The sequence below is a fragment of the Streptomyces geranii genome (genome assembly GCF_002954775.1).
GTDB classification, from domain to species: domain Bacteria; phylum Actinomycetota; class Actinomycetes; order Streptomycetales; family Streptomycetaceae; genus Streptomyces; species Streptomyces geranii.
In genome coordinates, this window is sequence record NZ_PJME01000025.1 from 83,270 (window position 1) to 106,840 (window position 23,571).

At 70.6% G+C, this 23,571-nt stretch carries 18 protein-coding genes; 6 read left to right on the plus strand and 12 right to left on the minus strand.

The window, feature by feature from the left end:
- Nucleotides 1-8 precede the first annotated feature (8 nt).
- The 3 genes from CW359_RS27370 to CW359_RS27380 form a co-directional block, all read right to left on the minus strand.
- On the minus strand, nucleotides 9-3,092 hold the full coding sequence (locus tag CW359_RS27370) for a protein kinase (RefSeq protein WP_105972811.1): 3,084 nt from the start codon (nucleotides 3,090-3,092) through the stop codon (nucleotides 9-11).
- Nucleotides 3,093-3,244: 152 nt separating this feature from the next.
- Nucleotides 3,245-5,401 carry a serine/threonine-protein kinase gene (locus CW359_RS27375; RefSeq protein WP_105972812.1) on the minus strand — a complete coding sequence of 719 codons (2,157 nt, stop codon included), beginning with the start codon at nucleotides 5,399-5,401 and terminating at the stop codon, nucleotides 3,245-3,247.
- A 442-nt stretch (nucleotides 5,402-5,843) separates the two neighbouring features.
- Nucleotides 5,844-7,550: a glycerol-3-phosphate dehydrogenase/oxidase gene (locus CW359_RS27380; protein ID WP_105972813.1), complete on the minus strand. Its 1,707-nt coding sequence runs from the start codon at nucleotides 7,548-7,550 to the stop codon at nucleotides 5,844-5,846.
- Nucleotides 7,551-7,846: 296 nt separating this feature from the next.
- Between CW359_RS27380 and CW359_RS27385 the strand changes: the two genes are divergently transcribed.
- A complete protein-coding gene (locus tag CW359_RS27385) occupies nucleotides 7,847-9,055 on the plus strand; it encodes a nucleotide sugar dehydrogenase (RefSeq protein ID WP_105972814.1) in 1,209 nt (402 codons plus the stop codon).
- Between the two features lie 557 nt (nucleotides 9,056-9,612).
- On the opposite strand, the gene CW359_RS27390 is transcribed toward CW359_RS27385, so the two are convergent.
- The 4 genes from CW359_RS27390 to CW359_RS27405 form a co-directional block, all read right to left on the minus strand.
- A complete protein-coding gene (locus tag CW359_RS27390; protein WP_105972815.1) occupies nucleotides 9,613-10,737 on the minus strand; it encodes a GuaB3 family IMP dehydrogenase-related protein in 1,125 nt (374 codons plus the stop codon).
- A gap of 116 nt (nucleotides 10,738-10,853) precedes the next feature.
- Complete coding sequence (gene guaB / locus CW359_RS27395; RefSeq protein ID WP_105972816.1) at nucleotides 10,854-12,356, minus strand: IMP dehydrogenase; 1,503 nt, start codon at nucleotides 12,354-12,356, stop codon at nucleotides 10,854-10,856.
- A 167-nt stretch (nucleotides 12,357-12,523) separates the two neighbouring features.
- A complete protein-coding gene (locus CW359_RS27400) occupies nucleotides 12,524-13,111 on the minus strand; it encodes a sigma-70 family RNA polymerase sigma factor (RefSeq protein ID WP_105972817.1) in 588 nt (195 codons plus the stop codon).
- Nucleotides 13,112-13,367: 256 nt separating this feature from the next.
- Nucleotides 13,368-13,979, minus strand: coding sequence for a response regulator transcription factor (locus CW359_RS27405; RefSeq protein WP_003948568.1), 612 nt, complete (start codon nucleotides 13,977-13,979; stop codon nucleotides 13,368-13,370).
- A 403-nt stretch (nucleotides 13,980-14,382) separates the two neighbouring features.
- Between CW359_RS27405 and CW359_RS27410 the strand changes: the two genes are divergently transcribed.
- On the plus strand, nucleotides 14,383-14,712 hold the full coding sequence (locus CW359_RS27410) for a WhiB family transcriptional regulator (RefSeq protein ID WP_105972818.1): 330 nt from the start codon (nucleotides 14,383-14,385) through the stop codon (nucleotides 14,710-14,712).
- Nucleotides 14,713-14,789: 77 nt separating this feature from the next.
- Here the strand turns inward: CW359_RS27410 and CW359_RS27415 are convergent, their stop codons facing one another.
- Nucleotides 14,790-15,689 (minus strand): LysR family transcriptional regulator, encoded by a 900-nt coding sequence (locus CW359_RS27415; RefSeq protein WP_105972819.1) that lies wholly within the window; start codon nucleotides 15,687-15,689, stop codon nucleotides 14,790-14,792.
- A gap of 116 nt (nucleotides 15,690-15,805) precedes the next feature.
- Here CW359_RS27415 and CW359_RS27420 point away from each other — a divergent pair, with 116 nt between their 5' ends.
- From CW359_RS27420 to CW359_RS27430, 3 genes are all read left to right on the plus strand, one after another.
- The gene (locus CW359_RS27420) at nucleotides 15,806-16,468 is read left to right on the plus strand and encodes an MOSC domain-containing protein (RefSeq protein ID WP_105972857.1); all 663 of its coding nucleotides are present in this window, start codon (nucleotides 15,806-15,808) and stop codon (nucleotides 16,466-16,468) included.
- A 121-nt stretch (nucleotides 16,469-16,589) separates the two neighbouring features.
- The gene (locus tag CW359_RS27425; protein WP_105972820.1) at nucleotides 16,590-17,363 is read left to right on the plus strand and encodes an SDR family NAD(P)-dependent oxidoreductase; all 774 of its coding nucleotides are present in this window, start codon (nucleotides 16,590-16,592) and stop codon (nucleotides 17,361-17,363) included.
- 135 nt (nucleotides 17,364-17,498) lie between these two features.
- A complete protein-coding gene (locus tag CW359_RS27430) occupies nucleotides 17,499-18,206 on the plus strand; it encodes an ester cyclase (RefSeq protein ID WP_105972821.1) in 708 nt (235 codons plus the stop codon).
- Nucleotides 18,207-18,307: 101 nt separating this feature from the next.
- Here the strand turns inward: CW359_RS27430 and groL are convergent, their stop codons facing one another.
- The 4 genes from groL to CW359_RS27450 form a co-directional block, all read right to left on the minus strand.
- Nucleotides 18,308-19,933, minus strand: a complete 1,626-nt coding sequence (gene groL / locus CW359_RS27435; RefSeq protein ID WP_105972822.1) for a chaperonin GroEL — start codon at nucleotides 19,931-19,933, stop codon at nucleotides 18,308-18,310.
- A 130-nt stretch (nucleotides 19,934-20,063) separates the two neighbouring features.
- On the minus strand, nucleotides 20,064-20,372 hold the full coding sequence (gene groES / locus CW359_RS27440; protein WP_017239619.1) for a co-chaperone GroES: 309 nt from the start codon (nucleotides 20,370-20,372) through the stop codon (nucleotides 20,064-20,066).
- 211 nt (nucleotides 20,373-20,583) lie between these two features.
- A complete protein-coding gene (locus CW359_RS27445) occupies nucleotides 20,584-21,294 on the minus strand; it encodes a polysaccharide deacetylase family protein (protein ID WP_105972823.1) in 711 nt (236 codons plus the stop codon).
- Nucleotides 21,291-22,181 (minus strand): polysaccharide deacetylase family protein, encoded by an 891-nt coding sequence (locus CW359_RS27450; RefSeq protein ID WP_198655407.1) that lies wholly within the window; start codon nucleotides 22,179-22,181, stop codon nucleotides 21,291-21,293. Before CW359_RS27450 ends, CW359_RS27445 begins: the two co-directional genes overlap by 4 nt.
- 141 nt (nucleotides 22,182-22,322) lie before the next feature.
- Here CW359_RS27450 and CW359_RS27455 point away from each other — a divergent pair, with 141 nt between their 5' ends.
- Nucleotides 22,323-23,525 (plus strand): class I SAM-dependent methyltransferase, encoded by a 1,203-nt coding sequence (locus CW359_RS27455; protein WP_232838614.1) that lies wholly within the window; start codon nucleotides 22,323-22,325, stop codon nucleotides 23,523-23,525.
- The last annotated feature ends 46 nt before the right edge of the window (nucleotides 23,526-23,571 follow it).

Genomic DNA, 23,571 nt, shown 5'->3' on the forward strand with positions numbered 1-23,571 from the left:
CCTTCCGGTCAGCCGGTGAACTGATAGGTGTCCGCCGCCTGTTCGTACAGCCGGGTCACCTCGTCCCGCTCGGCCTCGGGCCCGCGCACCTGCACGACGTGATAGCGCCCGTCGACGACTATCGCGAGATTGCGTACGAACACCTCGCTGCCGGAGCTGTCCTGCCAGGTGAACTGCCCCTCGGCCATGGCCCGTCCGCCCACCTCGATGGTCCGCATCCCACTGGACGTGGCCCAGGTCGAGTCGCGGAACGGCTGCAACTCGTACTCCCGCTCCCGCTGATAGGCCATCGGGTCGGACCCGTACGCCTTCGTGGTGTCCCGCCCCGGGACCACGATCAGCTCGAACGCCCCGTGCGAGTAAACGACTTGCCCGCGCCCGTTCTTCGCCGTCCGGTCCCACCCGTTGGCGACGGCGACCCGGAACCCCTCGGCGTCGGTACGCAGGGTGAAGCCGGCGGCGACCTTGGGCCCACCGTCGGGTTCCGTCTCCGACTCGGACTCGGACTCGGACGAACCGGCCGACGGGGAAGCGCTGTTGTCGTTCCCCCCGCTGGGCGAGGTCTGCTCGGGCCGGGGTTCGCTGCTCGCGTCCGGGGTGTCGGCCGACTGCTGCGGCGTCGCGTTCACCTCACCGGCGGAACCGGTCCGCTCCCCGTCCTGTCCCTCGTCGCTGCCCGCCTTCGGCATGAAGAACATGGCGTACGCGACCGCCGCCGCCAGTGCGAGCAGTATCACCAGGAGCAGGTTGCGGCCGAGTCTGCGCGGCGCCCGCTGCTCCTGCCTGGCCCGCTTGTGCCGGCCGTGCGGACTGTTCGCGGGCAGCCCCGCCCGGCGCCTGCGCACCAGCTCGCCCCGGCGCCGTACGATCGGCAGCCGACGCGGGTCGGTGGGCGGCGCGGCGACGGTGTGCACCCCGGCCTCGGGCTCCGGCGCCGACCTGACGAGGGAGCGCAGCCAGCCGTTCAACTCCTCGAAGTCGAGCCGCTCGGTGGGGTCCTGGCGCAGCAGCGACTCCACGACCGGCCTGAGCGGCCCGCACTCCTCGGCGAAGGCGGGCGGCTCGGCGCACACCAGCTGCACCAGCTCGGCCGTCGACTCCTCGGGGTAGGGCGCATGCCCCTGTACGGCCCTGAAGAGCAGCGCGCCGAGCGCCCACAGGTCGGTCGCGGGACCGATGGGCGGGGCCAGCTGCCAGTTCTCGTGCACGGGCCCTGCCTGCTCGGGCGCCCACCGCTCGGTCACGGCCCCGACGACAGCCATCCGCGCCTGCCGCGCCCGCTCGGCGGCCAGCGGAGTGGCGGGCCCACGCCTGGGAGCGGCCACACCCTCCCACCCCGGGGGCCGCCCGGGAACACGATCGGCGGGCGGCGCCTGGTCCCGGGGAGCGTCCTGGGGCGCACCCTGGGCGTGGGCCTGCGCGTGGGTCGGCGGCCAGGTCTGCTGCGACGGAACCCCGTCAACGGGCACGAACTGGTCCCGAGAGGAACCCTGAGGCACCCCCTGGGCATGCGCCTGGCTCAACGACCAGGGCTGCTGCCGCGCCACACCGTCGGCAGACGGCCCCTGCTCCCGGGACACCCCTTGCGTCTGCGCCTGCGGCTGTGCCTGAGTCAACGGCCAGGCCTGCTGCGACGGAACCCCGTCGGCGACCCCGCTCGTCGCGGCGCCGTTCGCCCCGGCGGGCAGGGCGTTGCGCGGCTGCCCGGGAAGCCCGGTCGCGGGCGCGACCCCGCCGTTCCAGGTCGGTGCCGTACGCACGCCGTAGGGATCGGCGATCTGCCCCGGAGGCGGCGTCGCAGGGCCGCGCTCCCCGCCGGTGCCGGGCGCCTCGATCGACGGCCTGGCACCACCGGGCAGCGCGGTACGCCCGCTCTGCTCGGCCTCCTGGACCCGGGCCGCGGCCCGCGCCCCCGCCCGGTACGCGGCGATGGCCCCGGCCCGCGCCGCCCGAATGTCCCCCCCGGTCTCCAGCGCCCGCCGCTCGCCCCCGGCGGAGCCTCCGTCGCTCCCGTCAGCACCCGTACCGGGCGCCCCGCCACCGGACCGCGCCTCGATGGCGGCCCGCCGGGCGGCCTCGGGATCCCCACCGGCGTCCCCGGCGAAGGTCCCCCCGGCAACCCCGTAACCTCCACCCCGGCCGGAATACCCGGAACCACCGGGCGACCCCTGCCGCCCAGCCGCCCCCGGCCCGCTCACGGCCGGAACAGACGACTCCCCGTACCCACCACCACCGCCACTACCACCCACCGCACCGAGCCCCGGACCACCACCGGCGACTCCCCCGGCACCCGGCACAGGTGACTGTCCGTACCCACCACGTCCACCGGCACCGCCCGCAGAGCCCCGCCCTGGAGCATCAACCCCCGCAGCCGCACCCCCTATGGCCTTCGCGCCCCCCGGCCCATGCACCCCAGCAGCCCCAGGAGCCCCGGCGGCCCCACCCGCCGGCTCCGCCCCCGACGCATCCCGGCCAGGCACCGGGTCGTACCCGCACAGCGCCTCTTCCGCCGCCCCGGCAGCCAGTCCGGTGAGCATCACGCGCCCGTCGTCGCAGACGAGCACCGTGCGCTCGGTGATGTTGCGGTGCACCCAGCCATGGGCGTGCAGCACCCGCAGCGCCATGAGGACGTCGGCGGCGACCTCGGCCGCGCGGTACGGCGTCAGCGGCTTGTCGGCGAGCAGCGACTCCAGCGACCGCGCCGGCACCAGTTCACTCACTATCCACAACGAGCCGCCCTGCGCGAACACGTCGAAGACCTGGTCGAGCCGCGGATGGTCGGGAATCGACGCGGCGGCCTGCGCGGCCTCTATGGCACGTCGTACGGCCGGATCGGTGGGCCGGCGGGTGGCCGCGGACCGTGTGTCGGCAGGGCGCGCACGACGCCCGTCCCTGGCCACGAACCCGTCCGGCAGCCCGTCCGCGTCGAGCACCTCGGCCTCGACGACCTCGGGCAACGGCACCTGCCTGACCAGGACTTCCTGCCCGCTGTAGGTGTCCCAGGCACGCGTCTCACGGAGTTCGAACTCGTCGGACGCGGGCAGCGGCAGGCGATAGCGGTCGGCGAGTACCCGTCCCGCATATTCGTCCACGATGCCTCCCCCGAGCCGCCCAGCTGCTCAAATCCGTTCGTCATACGTCCCGTTCTGGATGCGTACGGTCCGCAACCACTCACGATACGTGCCGGAGGCAACTCGCAAAGAGGGATCCGAGATCTGGCGGCCTCAACTCGGAACCGCGCACATCACGATTTCGGCTCGAACGTCTCCGTGAACGTCCGCCATGTCTCCTTGCGCAGCTCACTGCCCCAATTGGCCGCTTTCGCGGTGTACATGAGCGCAAATCCGGATTGGGCGTCGACCACGAACCCCCGGTCCACGGACCGGTACTTCGTGCCGCCCTCCGTGTAGGTGAACTCCCAGTCGGCCGTGTTCCAGCCGCGGTAGCTCACCTTCTCTATTCGGATCCGGTCGTACTGCGACCGCGTCATGTACTGCTCCTGGTTCTCCCAGTCCGCGACCGGATCGGACTTGGGCGTGCCGGTCCAGCCGATGAGCAGCTTCTGCCCGTCGGGCCCCGCGAACCGGGCGCCCGCGGACCCCGTGGACTCGAACTTCCACCCGGTGGGCAGCCCGACGGAGAACCCCTGAGCACTCTTGTACGTGGTCACGGCCGAGGTACCGCCGGAGGAACTCGCGGTCGCGCTGGGCGAGTTCGCCGCGCCCTCTCCCTTACCCGTGCCCGAGCCGGTCCCCGTCTCCGCGCTCGTCGAGGCGTCGGCGCTCTGCCCGCCGTCCGTACGGGTGCCGTCGGCCTTGTCCTCCTTGGTCTCGGCGGAGGCGGAGGCCGACCCGGAGGACGTCACCTTGTCCCCGCCGCTCTTCGCACCACTGGCCGAACCGCCGTCGGGGTCGTCGCCCCCGAGCACGAGGGCCAGCACCACGCCGAGCACGATGACCGCGACGACCACCGCGATGATCACCAGCGTCCGCTTCGGCACGACGTCGGTGAGCGGCGCCCTGGGCGCGGGCCGAGGCGGCAGATCCGGCGGCGGTACCACGGGCCACCCCGAACTCCGCCCCCCTGCGCCGGCGTTGCCCGCCTGAGTCCCGCTCTCGCGAGCCTTGCCGTCCCGAGCCCCGGGAACAGCGGCCCCCTGTGCGGTGCCACTCTTCGCGGTCTCACCCACCACACCGGTGGAAGCCACACTTCCCGAAGCCGATCCGGAGCCCACGCTTCCGGAGGCAGCGACGCCCGCACCGGCACCGGCAGCTCCCCCGGACTCGGAGCCGACCGCATCGGCGTCAGCGGGCTTCGTCCGGACAGCCGCGCCCGCCCCGGCTCCCGCCGCGACAGCCGCCTTCTTCACGGACCGGAACGCCCCGCGGAACCGCTCACCGGCCTCCTCGCCCCGCTTGCCGCCGGAACCCGAGTCTGCCGAACTCCCGCTCTCCGCGCCCTTGTCGGCCCGCTTGCCCTTGCCGGGGACGGGCGGCAACGGCACGACCTTCGTCGCGTCGACCGGCTCCGGCTCGGCCTCCCTGGGCTCGGGCGCGTGGATCACCGCGTTGAGCATCGTGCGCGCACCGGCGTCGTCGAGCCGCTTCGCGGGGTCCTTGGTGAGCAGGCCGTAGATCACGTCCTTCAGCGGACCCGCGTTCTTCGGCTCCTCCAGCTGCTCCGTCATCACGGCGGTCAGCGTGGCGATCGCGGACCCCTTGTCGTACGGCGGCACACCCTCGACCGACGCGTACAACAGGCCGCCGAGCGACCAGAGGTCGGCGGCCGGGCCGGGCTTGTGGCCTCGGGCCCGCTCCGGCGAGATGTAGGAGGGCGCCCCGACGAGCATGCCGGTCGAGGTGATCGACGGGTCGCCCTCGACCTGCGCGATACCGAAGTCGGTGAGGACGACCCGGCCGTCGTCCGACATCAGTACGTTCGACGGCTTCACGTCGCGGTGCAGGATGCCCTCACGGTGCGCGGACCTGAGCACGTCGAGGATCGCGAGGCCCACCTCCGCCGCGCGCTGCGGCTCCAGCAGCCCGTCCTCACGGATGACCTCGGCGAGCGACTTGCCCTCGACCAGCTCCATGACGATCCAGGGCCGGTCGTCCTCCTCGACCACGTCGAAGACGGTCACGGCGCTGTTGTTGCGGATACGCGCGATGGCCTTGGCCTCGCGCAGCGTCCGCGTGATCAGCCGCCGCTTCTCCTCCTCGTCGATGCTCCCGGGGAACCGCAGCTCCTTGACGGCGACGGTACGGCCCAGCGTCTCGTCCTCCGCGCGCCAGACGGTGCCCATGCCGCCGCGGCCGAGGACCCCTCCCAGCCGGTACCGCCCGGCGAGGAGACGCTCGCTCTTGTCCTCACGGGATGCGCCCGCCCGCTCCGCCTCCGACATGCGTCCCCTCATGCAACCCGCCCTGACAGAACCTCCATTGTCCCTCACCCGACAAGCGGCCGACGCCCCGGGTGCCCCTCGGGACGGACGGTGGCCTGTGGGAAGGGGGACCGCGTGAAGTGCGCGTTCCGCCGTCCTACCTGCTGTCACTGCCTCCTCACCGCCCGCCCCGCCTTCCGATCGCACCTGGACATGAGCGCGGGCCGCACCCCCAAACCGGCCCCGCCCGCCGCCGAGTTCCGCCCCCGCACCCCGTAGAACGGCCGGGCGCGGGGCAAAGATCCCAGCTCACGACACTCGTTCGAGTGACGCTCAGGAGTTCGGAGAAGCTGCCGTGCAGGACTTCGCGGGAACTGCCGGGCAGGACTTCGCGGGGAACTCCCGTGCCGGGTTTCGACGCAACTCCCGTGCAGGACCGCGCGAGAAGCGCCGTGACACAGCGTCAGAGCGGCACGATGTCCGGGGCGCCCAGCCGTGCCGCGTCCGCCGTCAGGTCGTCGGGCTGGCGCTGCGACTCGCGCTCCGCCTCCACCCGCTTCTCGTAGTGCTCGACCTCGCGCTCGATCTGGTCCTTGTCCCAGCCGAGCACCGGCGCCATCAGCTCGGCCGCCTCACGGGCACTGCGCGTCCCCCGGTCGAAGGTCTCGATCGAGATCCGGGTCCGCCGCGTCAGCACGTCGTCCAGATGCCGCGCCCCCTCGTGCGAGGCGGCGTACACCACCTCCGCCCGCAGATAGTCCTCCGCCGCCTGCAAGGGCTCGCCGAGCGAGGCGTCGGCCGCGATCAGGTCGAGGACCTCCTGCGCGAGTGAGCCGTACCGATTCAGCAGGTGCTCCACCCGCACCACGTGCAGGCCGGTGCGCGCGGCCGTCCTGGCCCGGGCGTTCCACAGCGCGCGGTAGCCCTCGGCCCCGATCAGCGGCACGTCCTCCGTCACGCACTCGGCGACCCGCTGGTCCAGCCCGTGCACGGCCGCGTCGACGGCGTCCTTCGCCATCACCCGGTACGTCGTGTACTTGCCGCCCGCCACGACCACCAGCCCGGGCACCGGATGCGCCACGGTGTGCTCGCGCGACAGCTTGCTGGTGGCGTCGGACTCACCGGCGAGCAGGGGCCGCAGACCCGCGTACACGCCCTGGACGTCGTCCCTGGTCAGCGGGACCGCGAGCACGGAGTTCACATGCTCCAGCAGATAGTCGATGTCGGCGCTGGAGGCCGCCGGGTGGGCCTTGTCGAGGTCCCAGTCGGTGTCCGTCGTCCCGACGATCCAGTGCCGGCCCCACGGGATGACGAACAGCACGGACTTCTCGGTGCGCAGGATCAGCCCGGTCGTCGAGTGGATCCGGTCCTTGGGCACGACCAGATGGATGCCCTTGGAGGCCCGGACGTGGAACTGCCCGCGCTCGCCGACCATCCCCTGGGTGTCGTCGGTCCACACGCCCGTGGCGTTGACGATCTGCCGGGCCCGGATCTCGTACTCCCCGCCCGCCTCGACGTCCTGCACCCGGGCCCCGACGACCCGCTCGCCCTCCCGCAGAAAGGCGGTCACCCGCGCGCGGTTGGCGACCTTCGCGCCGTACGCGGCGGCCGTGCGCACCAGGGTGGCCACATAGCGGGCGTCGTCCATCTGCGCGTCGTAGTACTGCAGCGCCCCGACCAGCGCGTCCTTCTTCAAGGCGGGCGCGACGCGCAGGGCGTGACGGCGGCTCAGATGGCGGTGCGCGGGCAGGCCCCGCCCGTGGCCGCGGGCCATCGACATGGCGTCGTAGAGGGCGACGCCGGCACCCGCGTACAGCCGCTCCCAGCCCTTGTGCTGCAGGGGATACAGAAACGGCACCGGCTTCACCAGGTGCGGAGCGAGCCGTTCCAGCAACAGCCCCCGTTCCTTCAACGCCTCCCGGACGAGGGCGAAGTCGAGCATCTCCAGATAGCGCAGACCGCCGTGGACGAGCTTGCTGGACCTGCTCGACGTGCCCGACGCCCAGTCGCGGGCCTCCACCAGGCCCGTGGACAGACCGCGGGTCACGGAGTCGAGCGCGGTGCCCGCGCCGACCACACCCGCGCCCACGACGAGCACGTCCAGCTCACGCTCGGCCATCGCTGCCAGTGACTCGGCTCGCTGCGCCGGTCCCAGTGCCGCTGTCCTCATCGCTGCCTCCCGCTGTCGGTCGCGCCGGCCGCATCCCTACGACCGGTCGGCTGTGCCCCGTCGTACGGCTGCTCCTGCCCGGATCCCCCTGCCCGAATTCTCACTGGGTTGCCCGACTTCGGCCACCACCCGCCCTCAGCCTGTGGACAACCTCCACGGAAACACCTGTGGAAACTCGCCCACCGAATCCCACATATCGGTCATATTTACTCCTAGTCTGACATTGCGCTCGCCCGTCCAGTCCACAGGGCTTGCGCACCTGTCCCGCTTCGGCTACTGGGAAGGACGGCCCACGCATGCCCGCAGATCTCGCCGTCATCGGACTCGGACATCTCGGCCTGCCGCTGGCCCAGGCCGCCGTCGCCGCCGGCATCCCCACCCTGGGGTACAAGACCGGCCCCGAGGCCGGTTCCCTCACCGCAGCCGAACTGCGCCGGATGCTCTCCAGGGGCTTCCGGACAGCGGCCGGCCCCGCCGAACTCGGCCGCGTACGCACCGCGGTCATCTGCGCCCCCACCCCGCGCGGCGCCGACGGCACCCTGGACCTCGGCCAGGTGGAGTCCGCCGCCCGCACCCTGGCGGCCCACCTGCGCCCGCACACCACCGTGATCCTGGAGTCACCGGTACAGCCGGGCACGACGGAGGAGTTCCTGCGTCCCCTCCTGGAAGAGGGCTCCGGCCTCCGCGCGGGCCGCGACTTCCACCTCGCCTACTCCCCCAGCCGGGTCGACCCCGGCAACCGCGACTTCACCCCCGCCAACACCCCCAAGGTCATCGGCGGCCTCACCCCCGCCTGCACCGAGTCGGCCGCCGCCTTCTACAACCGGCTGACGGACAAGGTGGTACGCGCGCGTGGCCCCCGGGAAGCGGAAACGGTCCAGCTCCTGGAGACCAACTTCCGCCACGTCAACATCGCCCTCGTCAACGAGATGGCCGTCCTCTGCAACGATCTGGGCGTAGACCTCTGGGACGTCATCCGCTGCGCGGAGACCAAGCCGTTCGGCTTCCAGGCCTTCCGCCCCGGCCCGGGCGTCGGCGGCCACGCGGTCCCCCAGGACCTCCACGGCCACACCGGCCGCACCCTGCGCATGGTGGAACTGGCCCAGCAGGTCAACAACCACATGCCCCAGTACGTCATCCAGCGCGCGGCCACCCTCCTGAACGAGCACGGCAAATCGGCCCGAGGCGCCCGCGTACTCCTCCTCGGCGTCACCTACAAGCCCGACCTCGCCGACCAACAGGGCTCCCCCGCCCAGGAGATCGCGACCCGCCTGATGGAACTGGGCGCCTCCGTCAGCTACCACGACCCCCACGTCCCGTCCTGGAGCGTCCTGGACCGCCCCGTCCCACGCGCGGACTCCTTCTACGAGGCGGCAGCCGACGCGGACCTGACGATCCTCCTCCAGCAACACCGGACGTACGACCTCCAGGGCCTGTCGGTGAAGGCACAGCTGCTGCTGGACACACGGGGGGCCACGCCTACGGGGGCGGCGCATCGGTTGTGAAGGGGGGGCGCGTGGGACGCGGCAGGCTTCAGGAATGGTGGCGAGCAGCTCCCCGCGCCGGTAGCGTGGAAACAGGTGGAGCCCACCGCAGCGGGTACTGCGGCAGGCTCCTGATTGGTGGTCGAGTGTCCACCCCTACTCTCTATAGGGGTGGCCGCTCACCAACCGTAAGTCCGCAAAAGACACCTCCTCCGGAACTTCACCAGCCGAAGCCGAATGCGATCCCAGCGGGTGGGTTTGCGGTGACGGCCCATCGGCGCGCCCCCTTCCATGACGCCGCCCAGTAGCCCGGTGGACGGTTCAACTGGAGCTCGGGGCCGGGCCCCCGGGTCAATAGGGTCCGGATACGTGCTCCTTGGAAGGGGGCGCCCCAGAGAGCGGGTCGCCAAGAGGGACACTAGCCCTCGCGCCTCCCCTGACCAGCCCGTATCCACCCCGAACGCAACCGCGCGCCCGCGCCCCACACCACGCGCCCCCGCGCCGGACAGCCAAAAGGGGGCCGGTCACCTGCCAAGGTGACCGGCCCCCTTTTCAGGCCCCAAGCTCCGTCCTACGAACTACCGCTGATGCACCGAGTCCGCCACCGCGACCTCAACCCGCTGGAACTCCTTCAGGTCGCTGTACCCGGTCGTGGCCATAGCCCGCCGCAGCGCACCGAAGAAGTTCATCGAGCCGTCCGGGATGTGCGACGGGCCCGTGAGGACCTCCTCAATCGTGCCGACCGTGCCGAGGTCGACCTTCTTGCCGCGCGGCAGCTCCTCGTTCACCGCCTCCATGCCCCAGTGGTGGCCCTTGCCGGGCGCGTCCGTGGCGCGGGCCAGTGGAGAGCCCATCATGACCGCGTCGGCGCCGCAGGCGATCGCCTTGGGGAGGTCGCCGGACCAGCCGACGCCGCCGTCGGCGATGACGTGCACGTACCGGCCGCCGGACTCGTCCATGTAGTCCCGGCGGGCGGCGGCCACATCGGCGACCGCGGTGGCCATCGGGACGCGGATGCCGAGGACGTTGCGCGTGGTGTGCGCGGCGCCGCCGCCGAAGCCGACCAGGACACCGGCCGCGCCGGTGCGCATCAGGTGCAGGGCCGCGGTGTACGTGGCGCAGCCGCCGACGATCACCGGGACGTCCAGCTCGTAGATGAACTGCTTGAGGTTCAGCGGCTCGGCGGCGCCGGAGACGTGCTCCGCGGAGACCGTCGTACCGCGGATGACGAAGATGTCGACGCCCGCGTCGACGACGGCCTTGGAGAACTGGGCCGTGCGCTGCGGGGAGAGCGCGGCGGCGGTGACCACGCCCGAGTCGCGCACCTCCTTGATGCGCGCGCCGATCAGCTCCTCCTTGATGGGGGCCGCGTAGATCTCCTGGAGACGGCGTGTCGCGGTGTCCGCGTCCAGGTCGGCGATCTCGTCGAGCAGCGGCTGCGGGTCCTCGTACCGCGTCCAGAGCCCTTCGAGGTTGAGGACGCCGAGGCCGCCCAGCTCGCCGATGCGGATCGCGGTGGCCGGGGAGACGACCGAGTCCATGGGGGCCGCCAGGAAGGGCAGCTCGAAGCGGTAGGCGTCGATCTGCCAGGCGATCGAGACCTCCTTCGGGTCGCGCGTACGACGGCTCGGGACGACGGCGATGTCGTCGAAGGCGTACGCCCTACGGCCGCGCTTGCCGCGCCCGATCTCGATCTCAGTCACGTGTGTGGCCTTTCCATCCTTGGTTCTGCGCCTCCCAGTATCCCCGACGGGCACGACGAAGGCGGTCCCGGAGTATCTCCGGGACCGCCTCTCGCACGTCCGGTTACCGCTCGCGCCTACTTGCGGCTGTAGTTGGGCGCCTCGACCGTCATCTGGATGTCGTGCGGGTGGCTCTCCTTGAGGCCCGCCGACGTGATGCGGACGAAGCGGCCCTTGGTCTCCATCTCGGAGACGGTGGCCGCACCGACGTAGCCCATCGTCTGGCGCAGTCCGCCGACGAGCTGGTGCAGTACGGCGGCCAGGGGACCGCGGTAGGGCACCTGGCCCTCGATGCCCTCGGGGACGAGCTTGTCGTCGGAGCCGACGTCGGCCTGGAAGTAGCGGTCCTTGGAGTACGACTTCGCCTGGCCGCGCGACTGCATGGCACCCAGGGAGCCCATGCCGCGGTACGACTTGAACTGCTTGCCGTTGATGAACATCAGCTCACCCGGGGACTCCTCGCAGCCCGCCAGCAGGCTGCCCAGCATCACGGAGTCGGCGCCGGCGGCGAGCGCCTTGCCGATGTCGCCGGAGTACTGGAGGCCACCGTCGCCGATGACCGGGATGCCGGCGGCGCGGGCCGCGAGGGCCGCCTCGTAGATGGCCGTGACCTGCGGTACGCCGATGCCGGCGACCACACGGGTCGTACAGATGGAGCCAGGGCCGACGCCGACCTTGATGCCGTCGACGCCCGCGTCGATCAGGGCCTGGGCGCCGTCGCGCGTGGCCACATTGCCGCCGATCACGTCGACGTGGACGTTCGACTTGATCTTCGACATCCAGCTCAGGGCGTTGCTGTTGTGCCCGTGCGAGGTGTCGACGACCAGGAAGTCCACGCCCGCCGCGGCGAGCGCCTGGGCGCGCTCCAGCGCCTCGGGGCTGGCGCCGACGGCCGCGCCGACCAGCAGGCGGCCTTCGGCGTCCTTGGCGGCACCGGGGTACTTCTCGGCCTTGACGAAGTCCTTGACCGTGATGAGGCCCTTGAGGAGACCGGCCTCGTCGACCAGGGGCAGCTTCTCGATCTTGTGGCGGCGCAGCAGCTCCATCGCCTCGGTGCCGGAGATGCCGACCTTGCCGGTGACCAGCGGCATCGGCGTCATGACCTCGCGGACCTGACGCGAACGGTCGGTCTCGAAGGCCATGTCACGGTTGGTGACGATGCCGAGGAGCTTGCCGTTGCCGTCCGTCACGGGCACGCCGCTGATGCGGAACTTGGCGCAGAGCGCGTCGGCCTCGCCGAGCGTCGCGTCCGGGTTCACCGTGATCGGGTCGGTGACCATGCCGGACTCGGAGCGCTTCACGAGGTCGACCTGGTTGACCTGGTCCTCGATGGAGAGGTTGCGGTGCAGCACACCGACCCCGCCCTGCCGGGCCATGGCGATGGCCATGCGGGACTCGGTCACCTTGTCCATCGCGGCGGAGAGCAGCGGGATGTTGACCCGGACGTTGCGGGAGATGCGGGACGAGGTGTCGACCGCGTTGGGCAGCACCTCGGATGCGCCCGGCAGCAGCAGCACGTCGTCGTAGGTGAGCCCGAGGGTCGCGAATTTGGCGGGCACTCCGTCGACGTTGGCAGTCATGACACCTTCCCCAAATGGCCTTGATCGGTGCGGATGTCCATGCTAACGGGAAGCACGGGTCCCGAATTCCACGGTACGAGGCACCCTCAGGCTTCGTATGTTCGTACGGAATCGACGCCCCGGCCGTTCAGACCTCGGCCAGGACGCTGTCAGGACTGCCGCCAGGACTACTGCTCCGCCAGTGCCCGCAGGCGGCTGAGCGCGCGGTGCTGCGCGACACGCACTGCTCCGGGTGACATTCCCAACATCTGACCGGTCTCCTCGGCCGTGAGGCCCACCGCGATGCGCAGCAGGAGCAGTTCGCGCTGGTTCTCGGGGAGGTTGGCCATGAGTTTCTTGGCCCATTCGGCGTCGCTGCTGAGCAGGGCGCGCTCCTCGGGGCCGAGGGAGTCGTCCGGGCGTTCGGGCATCTCGTCCGAGGGGACGGCCGTCGAGCCGGGGTGACGCATCGCGGCGCGCTGCAGGTCGGCGACCTTGTGCGCGGCGATGGCGAAGACGAACGCCTCGAACGGGCGTCCGGTGTCGCGGTAGCGCGGCAGGGCGAGGAGTACGGCGACGCAGACCTCCTGCGCCAGGTCCTCCACGAAGTGCCGCGCGTCGCCCGGCAGTCGGGACAGCCGGGTGCGGCAGTAGCGCAGGGCGAGGGGGTGGACATGGGCGAGCAGGTCGTGCGTCGCCTGCTCGTCCCCGTCGACGGCACGGTGGACGAGACCACCGATCACCCCATGGGCGTAAGCCGCCTCGTCGTCGCGCATCGGACCATGGTGCCTTGGCGCCGCTCTCTCCGTGGCACCGCGTCCGTTGTTGTGCACCGAAGCGTTATGAGCAGGTGCGCCGGAACTCATCTCCTGCGCCCTCCCCTTCCGCTCGACCGACTCGTTCCCGAGGAACTCCACACCTCAAGGATGCGGCATCCGCGGCGAAACGAGCAGCGGGCATCCGGCGGGCTGTTTTGCCACCCCCGCCCACCGTGCGGTAGGCGGGGACTTCCCGACCCGCTCCGAGGCCCACCTAACGGACCAGACCCCACCGGAAACCGAGCGCCACCGCGTGGGCCCGGTCCGAGGCGCCGAGCTTCTTGAACAGGCGCCTGGCGTGCGTCTTCACCGTGTCCTCGGAGAGGAACAGCTCGCGTCCGATCTCCGCGTTGGACCGGCCGTGACTCATGCCTTCCAGGACCTGGATCTCGCGCGCGGTGAGCGTGGGCGCGGCGCCCATCTCGGCCGAGCGCAGCCGGCGCGGCGCGAGCCGCCAGGTCGGGTCGGCCAGTGCCTGCGTCACCGTGGCCCGCAGTTCGGCGCGCGAGGCGTCCTTGTGCAGATAGCCGCGGGCACCGGCGGCGACGGCGAGCGCCACGCCGTCCAGGTCCTCGGCGACGGTGAGCATGATGATCCGTGCTCCGGGGTCGGCGGACAGCAGCCGCCTGACCGTCTCGACGCCGCCCAGACCGGGCATGCGTACGTCCATCAGAATCAGGTCCGAACGGTCGGCACCCCAACGGCGGAGGACTTCCTCGCCGTTGGCCGCCGTGGTCACGCGCTCGACACCGGGCACGGTCGCGACCGCGCGGCGGAGCGCCTCTCGGGCAAGCGGGGAGTCGTCGCAGACGAGGACGGATGTCATGGCCGCCCTCCGCAGCTGATGCGCGTCACCTTGAGCCTCCAGGCTGGTACTAATCGTCACCTGTGCGGTTGACGCTCGACCGATTTTCCCGGCAGTGGGTACTGCCGCCCGTCCGAGCGCTTGTTCCTCCAACCGCCTCCGCACTCTCAACGATGGTCACTCGAAAGAGTTACGGGGCTGTGTGTCGTCTTCGGCACTCTACGTGAGGGCACGGACACGGTGCAGACATGCACAACAGACCCTCAACGTTTCATCACAACCTATGCCCCATTCAGCCCTTTTTCTTCCCTTTTGTTGGTGTCTGAGGCTAGATTCGCAATGAGTCATATTTTCATCTCCTTAGATCGTAGTTGTACGGTCAGGGGCACCATCTCAGCCCAGAACGGCAACAAGGGGACATGTAATGGCAGATTTCTCCCGCCTTCCCGGTCCGAACGCGGACCTCTGGGACTGGCAGCTCCTCGCGGCCTGCCGCGGGGTCGACAGCTCGCTCTTCTTCCACCCGGAGGGAGAGCGCGGTGCGGCACGGAGCGCTCGTGAGAACTCGGCCAAGGAGGTCTGCATGAGATGCCCGGTCCGCGCGCAGTGCGCGGCACACGCGCTGGCGGTGCGCGAGCCGTACGGCGTGTGGGGCGGCTTGACCGAGGACGAGCGCGAAGAACTGATGGGGCGGGCCCGCAACCGGCTGGTGTCGGCGTCGGCCGGTGGAGGGGACCTCGGTTCGAACAATTGAAGGAACGTTTCTTCGGAGCATGGGCACGCCTCTCCGAAGCGGGGGCACACGCGCGCGTGCCCCCGCTTCGGCGTGCCTCAGGCCCGCGCCGCCGCCCGCGCCAGCTCGTCCAGCGTCGCCGCCACCGCGGGCACCTTGGCCAGGTCGGGCAGGGTCAGCGCGACGATCTCCCGCCGCACCGCCGGTTCCAGCGCCACCGCGCGCACACCTCGTGGCCGTACGGACTCGATGGCGAGCCGGGGCAGGACGGCCACGCCGAGGCCCGCGCCCACCAGGCCGACCACCGCCGGGTAGTCGTCGGTCGCGAAGTCGATGCGCGGGGTGAAGCCCGCGCTCTCGCAGGCCTCGACCAGCTGGCCCCGGCAGCGCGGACAGCCCGCGATCCACGGTTCGGCGGCGAGTTCGGTGAGGGCGACCGACTCCGCGCGGGACAGCCGGTGGCCTTCGGGTACGAGGCCGACGAGCCGGTCGGTCAGGAGGGGGCGGACCACCAGGTCGTCCCACTCGCCGGCGCCCGCCGCGCCCTCGTAGCGGAAGGCGAGCGCCACGTCGCAGTCGCCCTCGCGCAGCAGTTCGACGGAGTGCGGGGGTTCGGCCTCCTCCAGGGAGACCCGGGTGCCGGGGTGGGCGGCGCGCAGGGCGGCGAGGGCCGTCGGGACGAGGGTGGAGCTGCCGCTGGGGAAGGAGACCAGCCGGACCCGCCCGGCCCGCAGCCCCGCGATGGCCGCGACCTCCTCCTCGGCCGCGGTGAGGCCCGAGAGGATGCCCGCCGCGTGCCGCACCAGGGCCTCGCCCGCCTGGGTCAGCCGCATCTCACGGCCGTTGCGGACCAGCAGCGGGGTGCCGACCGAGGCTTCTAGCGCCTTCATCTGCTGGCTCACCGCGGGCTGGGTGCAGCCCAGTTCGCGGCCCGCCGCCGAGAAGGAGCCGGTGGTGGCCACGGCACGCAGGACACGGAGGTGACGGGCTTCGATCATTTCGCGATCATAAGTGATTCTTGGGGATATAGGCGAATAATGCGTAGACGCTTTGGGCAAGTCTGTTTTAGCGTGGAATCATGGATGCGCAGGCGAACACGGGGGCGGGTGGCGTGATGAAGGTGTTGTCGGTGAACGTGGGGCGGGCGCGGACCGTGCCCTACACGGACCATCCCGAGGGCACGGGTATCGACAAGCGGCCGGTGGACGGGCCGGTGCTGGTGAGCGCGCCCGGGCCGAAGGGGATCGGCGGCAGCGGGCTGGCCGGGGACACCATCTGCTCGAAGGAGCACCACGGCGGCGACGAACAGGCGGTGTACGCGGTCGCGCGCGAGGATCTCGACGACTGGGAGCGCGAGTTGGGGCGCCCGCTGCGCGACGGGATGTTCGGCGAGAACCTCACCACGCGCGGGCTCGACGTGTCCGGCGCGCTGATCGGCGAGCGCTGGCGGATCGGGTCCGAGGTGGTCCTCGAAGTGACCAGCGGGCGGATCCCGTGCCGGACCTTCCAGGGCCATCTGGGTGAGAAAAGGTGGGTGAAGCGGTTCACGGAGCGGGGTGCGCCGGGCGCCTATCTGCGGGTGATCGAGCCGGGTGAGATACGGGCGGGCGATCCGGTCGAGATCCTGCACCGGCCCGACCACGACGTGACGGTCGCCGTCTACTTCCGGGCGCTGACGACCGAGCGGACGCTCATGCCCCGGCTGCTCACGGCCGGTTCGGCCCTGCATTCGGAGGCGGCCACGATGGTTCGCGACCATGTGAAGAAGTACGGCTGACCCGCGATCGCCACCAGGTCCCTGACTAGGGATTACGTCGGGGGCGCACGCGGCGGCTTCACGATCGGGAGGGAGCGTGCAGGGGGCGGACGGAAGCGGTCCCGGTCACTAATCTTGCGCCATGACAACGGCTCTGATTACGGGATCGACCGCGGGAATCGGCGCCGCGTTCGCGCGGCGGCTGGCGGCCGACGGCCACAACCTCGTCCTGGTGGCGCGCGATGCCAAACGGCTCGCCGAACAGGCGACCGAACTGCACGACCGGCACGGCATCGAGGCGGAGGTGCTGAGCGCCGACCTCGCGACGGACACCGGCATCGAGGCGGTGGCCGCTCGCCTCGGGGACCGCAAGAACCCCGTCGACCTGCTGGTGAACAACGCCGGCTTCGGCAACAAGGGTCGCTATCTGGACGTATCGATGGCGGACGAGCTGCGGATGCTCAAGGTGCACTGCGAGGCGGTGCTGCGGCTGACCAGCGCGGCGACCGAGGCCATGCGGGAGCGGGGGCGCGGGGGTGTCGTCAATGTCGCGTCGGTCGCCGCGTTCGTGCCGCGCGGGACGTACGGGGCGTCGAAGGCGTGGGTCGTGCAGTTCACGCAGGGTGCGGCGAAGGACCTGGCGGGTAGCGGGGTGCGGCTGATGGCACTGGCGCCCGGTTTCGTGCGGACGGAGTTCCATGAGCGGGCCGGGATGGGGACGGACAACATCCCGAACTGGATGTGGCTGGACGCGGACAAACTGGTCGCGGCGGCGCTCGCCGATCTGGCCCGGGGCAAGACGCTGTCGATCCCGGACCCGCGCTACAAGGCGCTGATGGGTGTGGTGAAGGTGACGCCGAGGGCGCTGCTGGGCGGGATCTCGTCGAAGACGGGGCGGAAGTACGGGCCTCAGTGACCCCGTTACCGATCCCGGTGGACCTGTTACCGATCCCGGTGAACCCGTTATCGGCCCGGGTGGAAGAGGTGGTGGCGCGTCTCCGGTGGGAGTATGGAGAGAGGTACCGGACCCAGGGGGGCCGGAGGCGGCGCCATGACGTTCGTACAGCTGATCGACTGCAAGACCAGTCGGTTCGACGAGATGAACCGGCTGATGGACACCTGGGTCGAGCAGACCAAGGGGAAGCGGTCCGCGACGCACACCGTGATCGGCAAGGATCTCTCGGACTCGTCGCACTTCGTCGAGATCGTGGAGTTCGCGTCGTACGAGGACGCGATGCGGAACTCGAACCTGCCGGAGACCGACCGGATCTTCCGCGAGATGGTCGCCCTGTGCGACGAGATGCCGACGTTCACCGATCTGGACGTCGTGCGGGACGAGCAGTTGTGCGCGGCCTCGGCGCGGCGGTTCTTCGAGGTCATCGCCACGCGGGGTGAACTGCCGCCGCTCAACGACCTGTTCGTGGAGCACTACCACGACCACGATCCGTCCAACGAGCAGGACAACCTGGGGCTGGACGCGGCCCGGCGGGAGATGGAGATGTGGCGCGAGGGGTTCGACTTCGCGTTCACCGTCCACGACCAGATCGCCCAGGGCGACCGGGTCTGCACCCGCTGGACGTGGAACGGCACCCAGCGGGGCGAGTTCATGGGCATTCCCAGCAGCGGAAAACAGGCTTCGATGACCGGCACGACCATCTTCCGGTTCGACACCGACGGGAAGATCGCCGAGGGCTGGTGGCAGTACGACCGGCTGGGGCTGATGGGGCAGTTGGGGGCGCTGGAGGGCTTGGAGCAGTAGGACGTACGGGGATCAGTGACCGCCCGCGAAGGGAGAAACCCCCCGTTCCGGCCAGGAACGGGGGGTTTCTTCGTCTGCCGGTGTGCCGGCCGGTGCCTCGACTAGTGCGAGTGACCGTGGCCGTGGCCGCCCGCGGCCGACTCTTCCTCTTCCTTCTTCTCGACGACCAGGGTCTCGGTCGTGAGGAGGAGGGAGGCGATCGAGGCCGCGTTCTCCAGGGCGGAGCGGGTGACCTTGACCGGGTCGATGACGCCCTGCTTGACCAGGTCGCCGTACTCGCCGGTGGCGGCGTTGAAGCCCTGGCCCTTGTCCAGCTCGGCGACCTTGGAGGTGATGACGTAACCCTCCAGGCCGGCGTTCTCGGCGATCCAGCGCAGCGGCTCGACGGCGGCTTTGCGGACGACCGCGACACCCGTCGCCTCGTCGCCGGTCTTGCCGAGGTTGCCCTCGAGGATCTTCACGGCGTGGACGAGCGCGGAGCCACCGCCGGAGACGATGCCCTCCTCGACCGCGGCGCGGGTCGCCGAGATGGCGTCCTCAAGGCGGTGCTTCTTCTCCTTCAGCTCCACCTCGGTGGCGGCGCCGACCTTGATCACGCACACGCCGCCGGCCAGCTTCGCGAGGCGCTCCTGGAGCTTCTCGCGGTCCCAGTCGGAGTCCGTGTTCTCGATCTCGGCCTTGATCTGGTTGACCCGGCCGGCCACGGCGCCGGTGTCGCCACCGCCGTCGACGATGACCGTGTCGTCCTTGGAGATGGTGACGCGGCGGGCGGTGCCCAGTACGTCGATGCCGACCTGGTCGAGCTTGAGGCCGACCTCCTCGGCGATGACCTCGGCGCCGGTGAGCGCGGCCATGTCGCCGAGCATCGCCTTGCGGCGGTCACCGAAGCCGGGGGCCTTGACGGCGACCGCGTTGAACGTGCCGCGGATCTTGTTCACGACGAGGGTCGACAGGGCCTCGCCCTCGACGTCCTCGGCGATGATCAGCAGCGGCTTGGAGGAGTTGGTCTGGATGACCTTCTCAAGCAGCGGCAGCAGGTCCTGGATGGAGGAGATCTTGCCCTGGTGGATCAGGATGTACGGGTCGTCGAGGACGGCCTCCATACGCTCCTGGTCGGACACCATGTACGGGGACAGGTAGCCCTTGTCGAAGGCCATGCCCTCGGTGAAGTCCAGCTCCAGACCGAAGGTGTTGGACTCCTCGACGGTGATGACACCGTCCTTGCCGACCTTGTCCATCGCCTCGGCGATCAGCTCGCCGACCTGGGTGTCCTGCGCGGAGAGCGCGGCCACGGCGGCGATGTCGGACTTCTCCTCGATCGGGCGGGCGGTCTCGAGGAGCTCCTCGGACACAGCCTTGACCGCCGCGTCGATGCCCTTCTTCAGGGCGGCCGGGGAGGCGCCGGCGGCGACGTTCTTCAGGCCCTCGCGGACGAGCGCCTGGGCCAGCACGGTGGCGGTGGTCGTACCGTCACCCGCGATGTCGTTGGTCTTGGTCGCCACCTCCTTCACCAGCTGGGCGCCGAGGTTCTCGTACGGGTCGTCCAGCTCGACCTCACGGGCGATGGTGACGCCGTCGTTGGTGATGGTCGGAGCGCCGAACTTCTTGTCGATGACGACGTTGCGGCCCTTGGGGCCGATCGTCACCTTCACCGTGTCGGCAAGCTTGTTGACGCCGCGCTCAAGGGCGCGACGGGCGTCCTCGTCGAACTTCAGGATCTTCGCCATGGGAGCGGTTCAGCCCTCTCGGAAAATTGGGAGAACGAACTGCGCCCCCGGCACCCGGCTGTTGAAGGTCGCGGGGGCCAGGGGCGTAGTTCACACTGCAATGCTGGTAATGCCTGTAATACCGAGTGACTTACTTCTCCACGATCGCGAGCACGTCGCGAGCGGAGAGGACGAGGTACTCCTCGCCGTTGTACTTCACTTCGGTGCCGCCGTACTTGCTGTACAGCACGATGTCGCCGGTCTTGACGTCGAGCGGAAGCCGCTCGCCGTTCTCGAAGCGGCCCGGGCCCACGGCCAGGACGACGCCCTCCTGGGGCTTCTCCTTGGCGGTGTCCGGGATGACCAGGCCAGAGGCCGTGGTCTGCTCGGCGTCGAGCGGCTGGACCACAATGCGGTCCTCGAGCGGCTTGATGGCAACCTTGGAGCTGGTGGTCGTCACGATCCGACCTCCCCCTTCGGAGATCTCACGGGGTTAACTGTCTGAGGTGGCGACCAGGTGGATCCGTCGTCGCGGGTGCCGGACCTGCCCGTCGCTATTGGCACTCTCCAGGGGGGAGTGCCAGACCTGAGACTATGACCGCGATTAGCACTCGGTCAAGCGGACTGCTAATTCCGTACGCGTGGCCGGGCCGGTGGTTCTGCCTGTGGACCTACAGGTAGTCCTCCAGGCGGGCCACTCTCAGGCCCCTCTCCCGCACCTCCCTGAGCAGCCTCAGCGTCTCCTCGACCTGGGGTGGGCCCACCAGGACGATGGCGCCCGGGCGGAGGCTCGCGCCCTTGGTCCACAGGACGACCGCCGACACGCCGCAGTCCGCCGCCGCGCGCAGGGTCGTCGGGTCGTAGAGGCCGTGGGGCGGACGGAAGAGGCGGGGGCGGATGCCGAAGCGCTCACGGAGTTTGTCCTGCTGGCCGCAGATCTCAGCGCGCTGGCCGGCGTACGGCAGGCCGCGCAGGGTCTGGTGGTCCAGGGTGTGGTTCTGGACGTTGGCGCCGACCTCGCGCAGCCGGGCGAAGTGGCCGTAGCCCGGGCCCACGACGCTGTCCGTGAGGAACATGCTGACCGGGAGCCGCCGTTCGCGGACCAGTTCGACGAACCGGGGATCGCGTTCGGCGCCGTCGTCGTAGGTGAGGAAGACGACCTTGTCGTGGGTACGGACGCGGTCGACGACCGGGGGCAGGGCCGCGCCGGCCGCACCGCTCGGGCCGCTCGCGCCACCCGCCGCGAGCCGGGAGTGCGCGCTCGTCGCCGCCGCCGATCGCGCCGGGTCCATGGGCGGGGCGCAGCCGACCGCCACTGCCGCCAGCAGTGCGACGGCGAGCGCGGTGGCGGTCAGGGCACGGGGGCGGGGACGCGCGGTCACAGGTAGTCCTCCAGGCGGGCCACCGCGTACCCCTTGGCTGTGACGAGTTTCATGAAGCGGCGGACCATGTCGGGCATCGTGCCCTTGCCGTCGTCCTTGCCCCGGAAGTGGCTCAGCACGATGTCGCCGGGGTGGATGTCGCAGTCCGCCTCGCGGTAGTCCCAGCGGTCGGCGAAGACCTCCTCGTTCCAGAGGGGCACGTGCTTCACGCCGCACGACTTGGCGGCGCGCAGGCTGTCCTCGTCGTAGTTGCCGTAGGGCGGGCGGAAGAGGGTCGGGCGGGTGCCGTAGCGCTTCTCGACGACGTCCTGCATGCCGCAGATCTCGGTGCGCTGGCGCTCGTAGGAGAGGGCGGGCAGGTAGCGGTGGTTGAGAGTGTGGTTGTTCAGTACGACGCCCAGGTCGCGCATCTTGCGGAAGTAGCCGTAGTCCTCCTTGACCAGGTAGTCGCTGAGGAACGCGGTGTACGGGATCTTCAGTTCGCTCATCATCCGCAGGAACGCCGGGTCCTTCTCGGCGCCGTCGTCGATCGTGAGGAAGACGACCTTGTGACGGGTGGGGATCGTGGTGAAGACGGGCGGCAGGCCGCGTTCCTCGTGGTCGTCGACCTCGAAGCCCTTACGGGTGGTGAGGCGGGGTTTGCGGGTGGGGGGCGGGGGTGCCGTGAGCGGGGGTGCGGTCAGGCCCCAGCGTTTCGCGGCGGCTGCGCGGGCCGCGTGGGCTCGGCCCAGTTTTCTGGCGTACGCGTCCAGGGCTCGGGCCGGGGGCGCGTGGAGGCGGAGTTCCTGGCCCGGGGCCGGGTGGGCCTTCTTCGGCGGGGTGCCGCTCTCCGCGCAGCCTGCGGCCAGGGCGGCCACGGTGAGCGCGGCGACTCCGGCGCGGATCATGGACGTATTGACCATTGACCGGTTTTTGTATGTTTGTCCTACTGTTCGCATGGGGCTGGATCTTCCCAGGGTCGTGCCGTACGGGCGGCCCGACACCGCCGCCGGAAGCGCACCGTCCACCGGCTGGCCCACAATGACCCGGTGAACGACCTCGCCACTCCCCTCTCCGCCTTCGCCGCCCTCCTCACCCCGGCGGGCCGCGCCCTCCTAGACGAGGTACGCGGTACCGACCCGGCCCGTGAACTGGCCGTCGCCACCCGGCTGCGCCGCGAGCATCCCGCCGAGCTGGTCTCGGCCGCGCTCGGGCAGGAGCGGCTGCGGCAGCGGGCGGTGGCGAAGTTCGGGGCAGCGGACGCCGGGCGGATGTTCTTCACGCCCAACGGGGTCGAGCAGTCGACGCGGGCGAGTGTGGCTTCGTACCGGGCGGGGCGGTTCAGGGAGTTGGGCGTGGGTTCCGTTGCCGACCTGTGCTGCGGGATCGGGGGCGATGCGATCGCGTTCGCGCGGGCGGGCGTTCGGGTCCTCGCCGTGGACCGGGATCCGCTCACGGTCGCCGTCGCGCGGGCGAACGTCGAGGCGCTGGGGATCGGGGAGCTGGTGGAGGTGCGGGAGGCCGACGTCGCCGATGTCGACGTCTCCTCGTACGACGCCCTGTTCGTCGATCCCGGCCGGCGTGGGGGGCGGGGGCGGATCTTCGATCCCGAGGCTTACTCGCCGCCCTTGTCGTGGGCCGTGGACGCCGCCCGGAAGGCGCCGGTCGCCGCGCTGAAGATCGCGCCCGGGGTGCCGCACGAGGCGGTTCCGGGGGAGGCGGGGGCCGAGTGGATCTCGGACGGCGGGGATGTGAAGGAGGCGGTGTTGTGGTTCGGGGCGGGGTCGGGGGGCGGGTTGGAGGGGGGCTCGGTGCGGGCAACTCTGCTGCCTGGGCCGCGTGTTCTGGACGGACGGGGGTTGCCTGATCCTCAAGTGCGGCCTGTGGGGCGGTACTTGTACGAGCCTGATGGCGCCGTCATTCGGGCTCATCTGGTGGCGGAGGTTGCCGAGGAGGTGGGTGGGGGGCTGATCGACGAGACGATCGCCTATGTGACGGGGGATGAGTTGCGGGGTACTTCGTTCGCCTCTGTTTATGAGATCACCGATCAACTGCCTTTTGGGGTGAAGAAATTGAAGGCGTTGCTTCGGGAGCGGGGGGTTGGGGTGCTTACCGTGAAGAAGCGGGGGTCGGCTGTTGAGCCGGAGGCTTTGCGGAAGATGGTGAAGGTTTCCGGGCCTCATTCCGCGACGGTTTTTCTTACTCGGGTGGGTGGGGCGCCGGCCATGTTGATTGGGCAGCCTGTGGGTTGAGTCTTGTTTGTGGGCTGCGGGTGCGTGGGGGCTTGTCGCGCAGTTC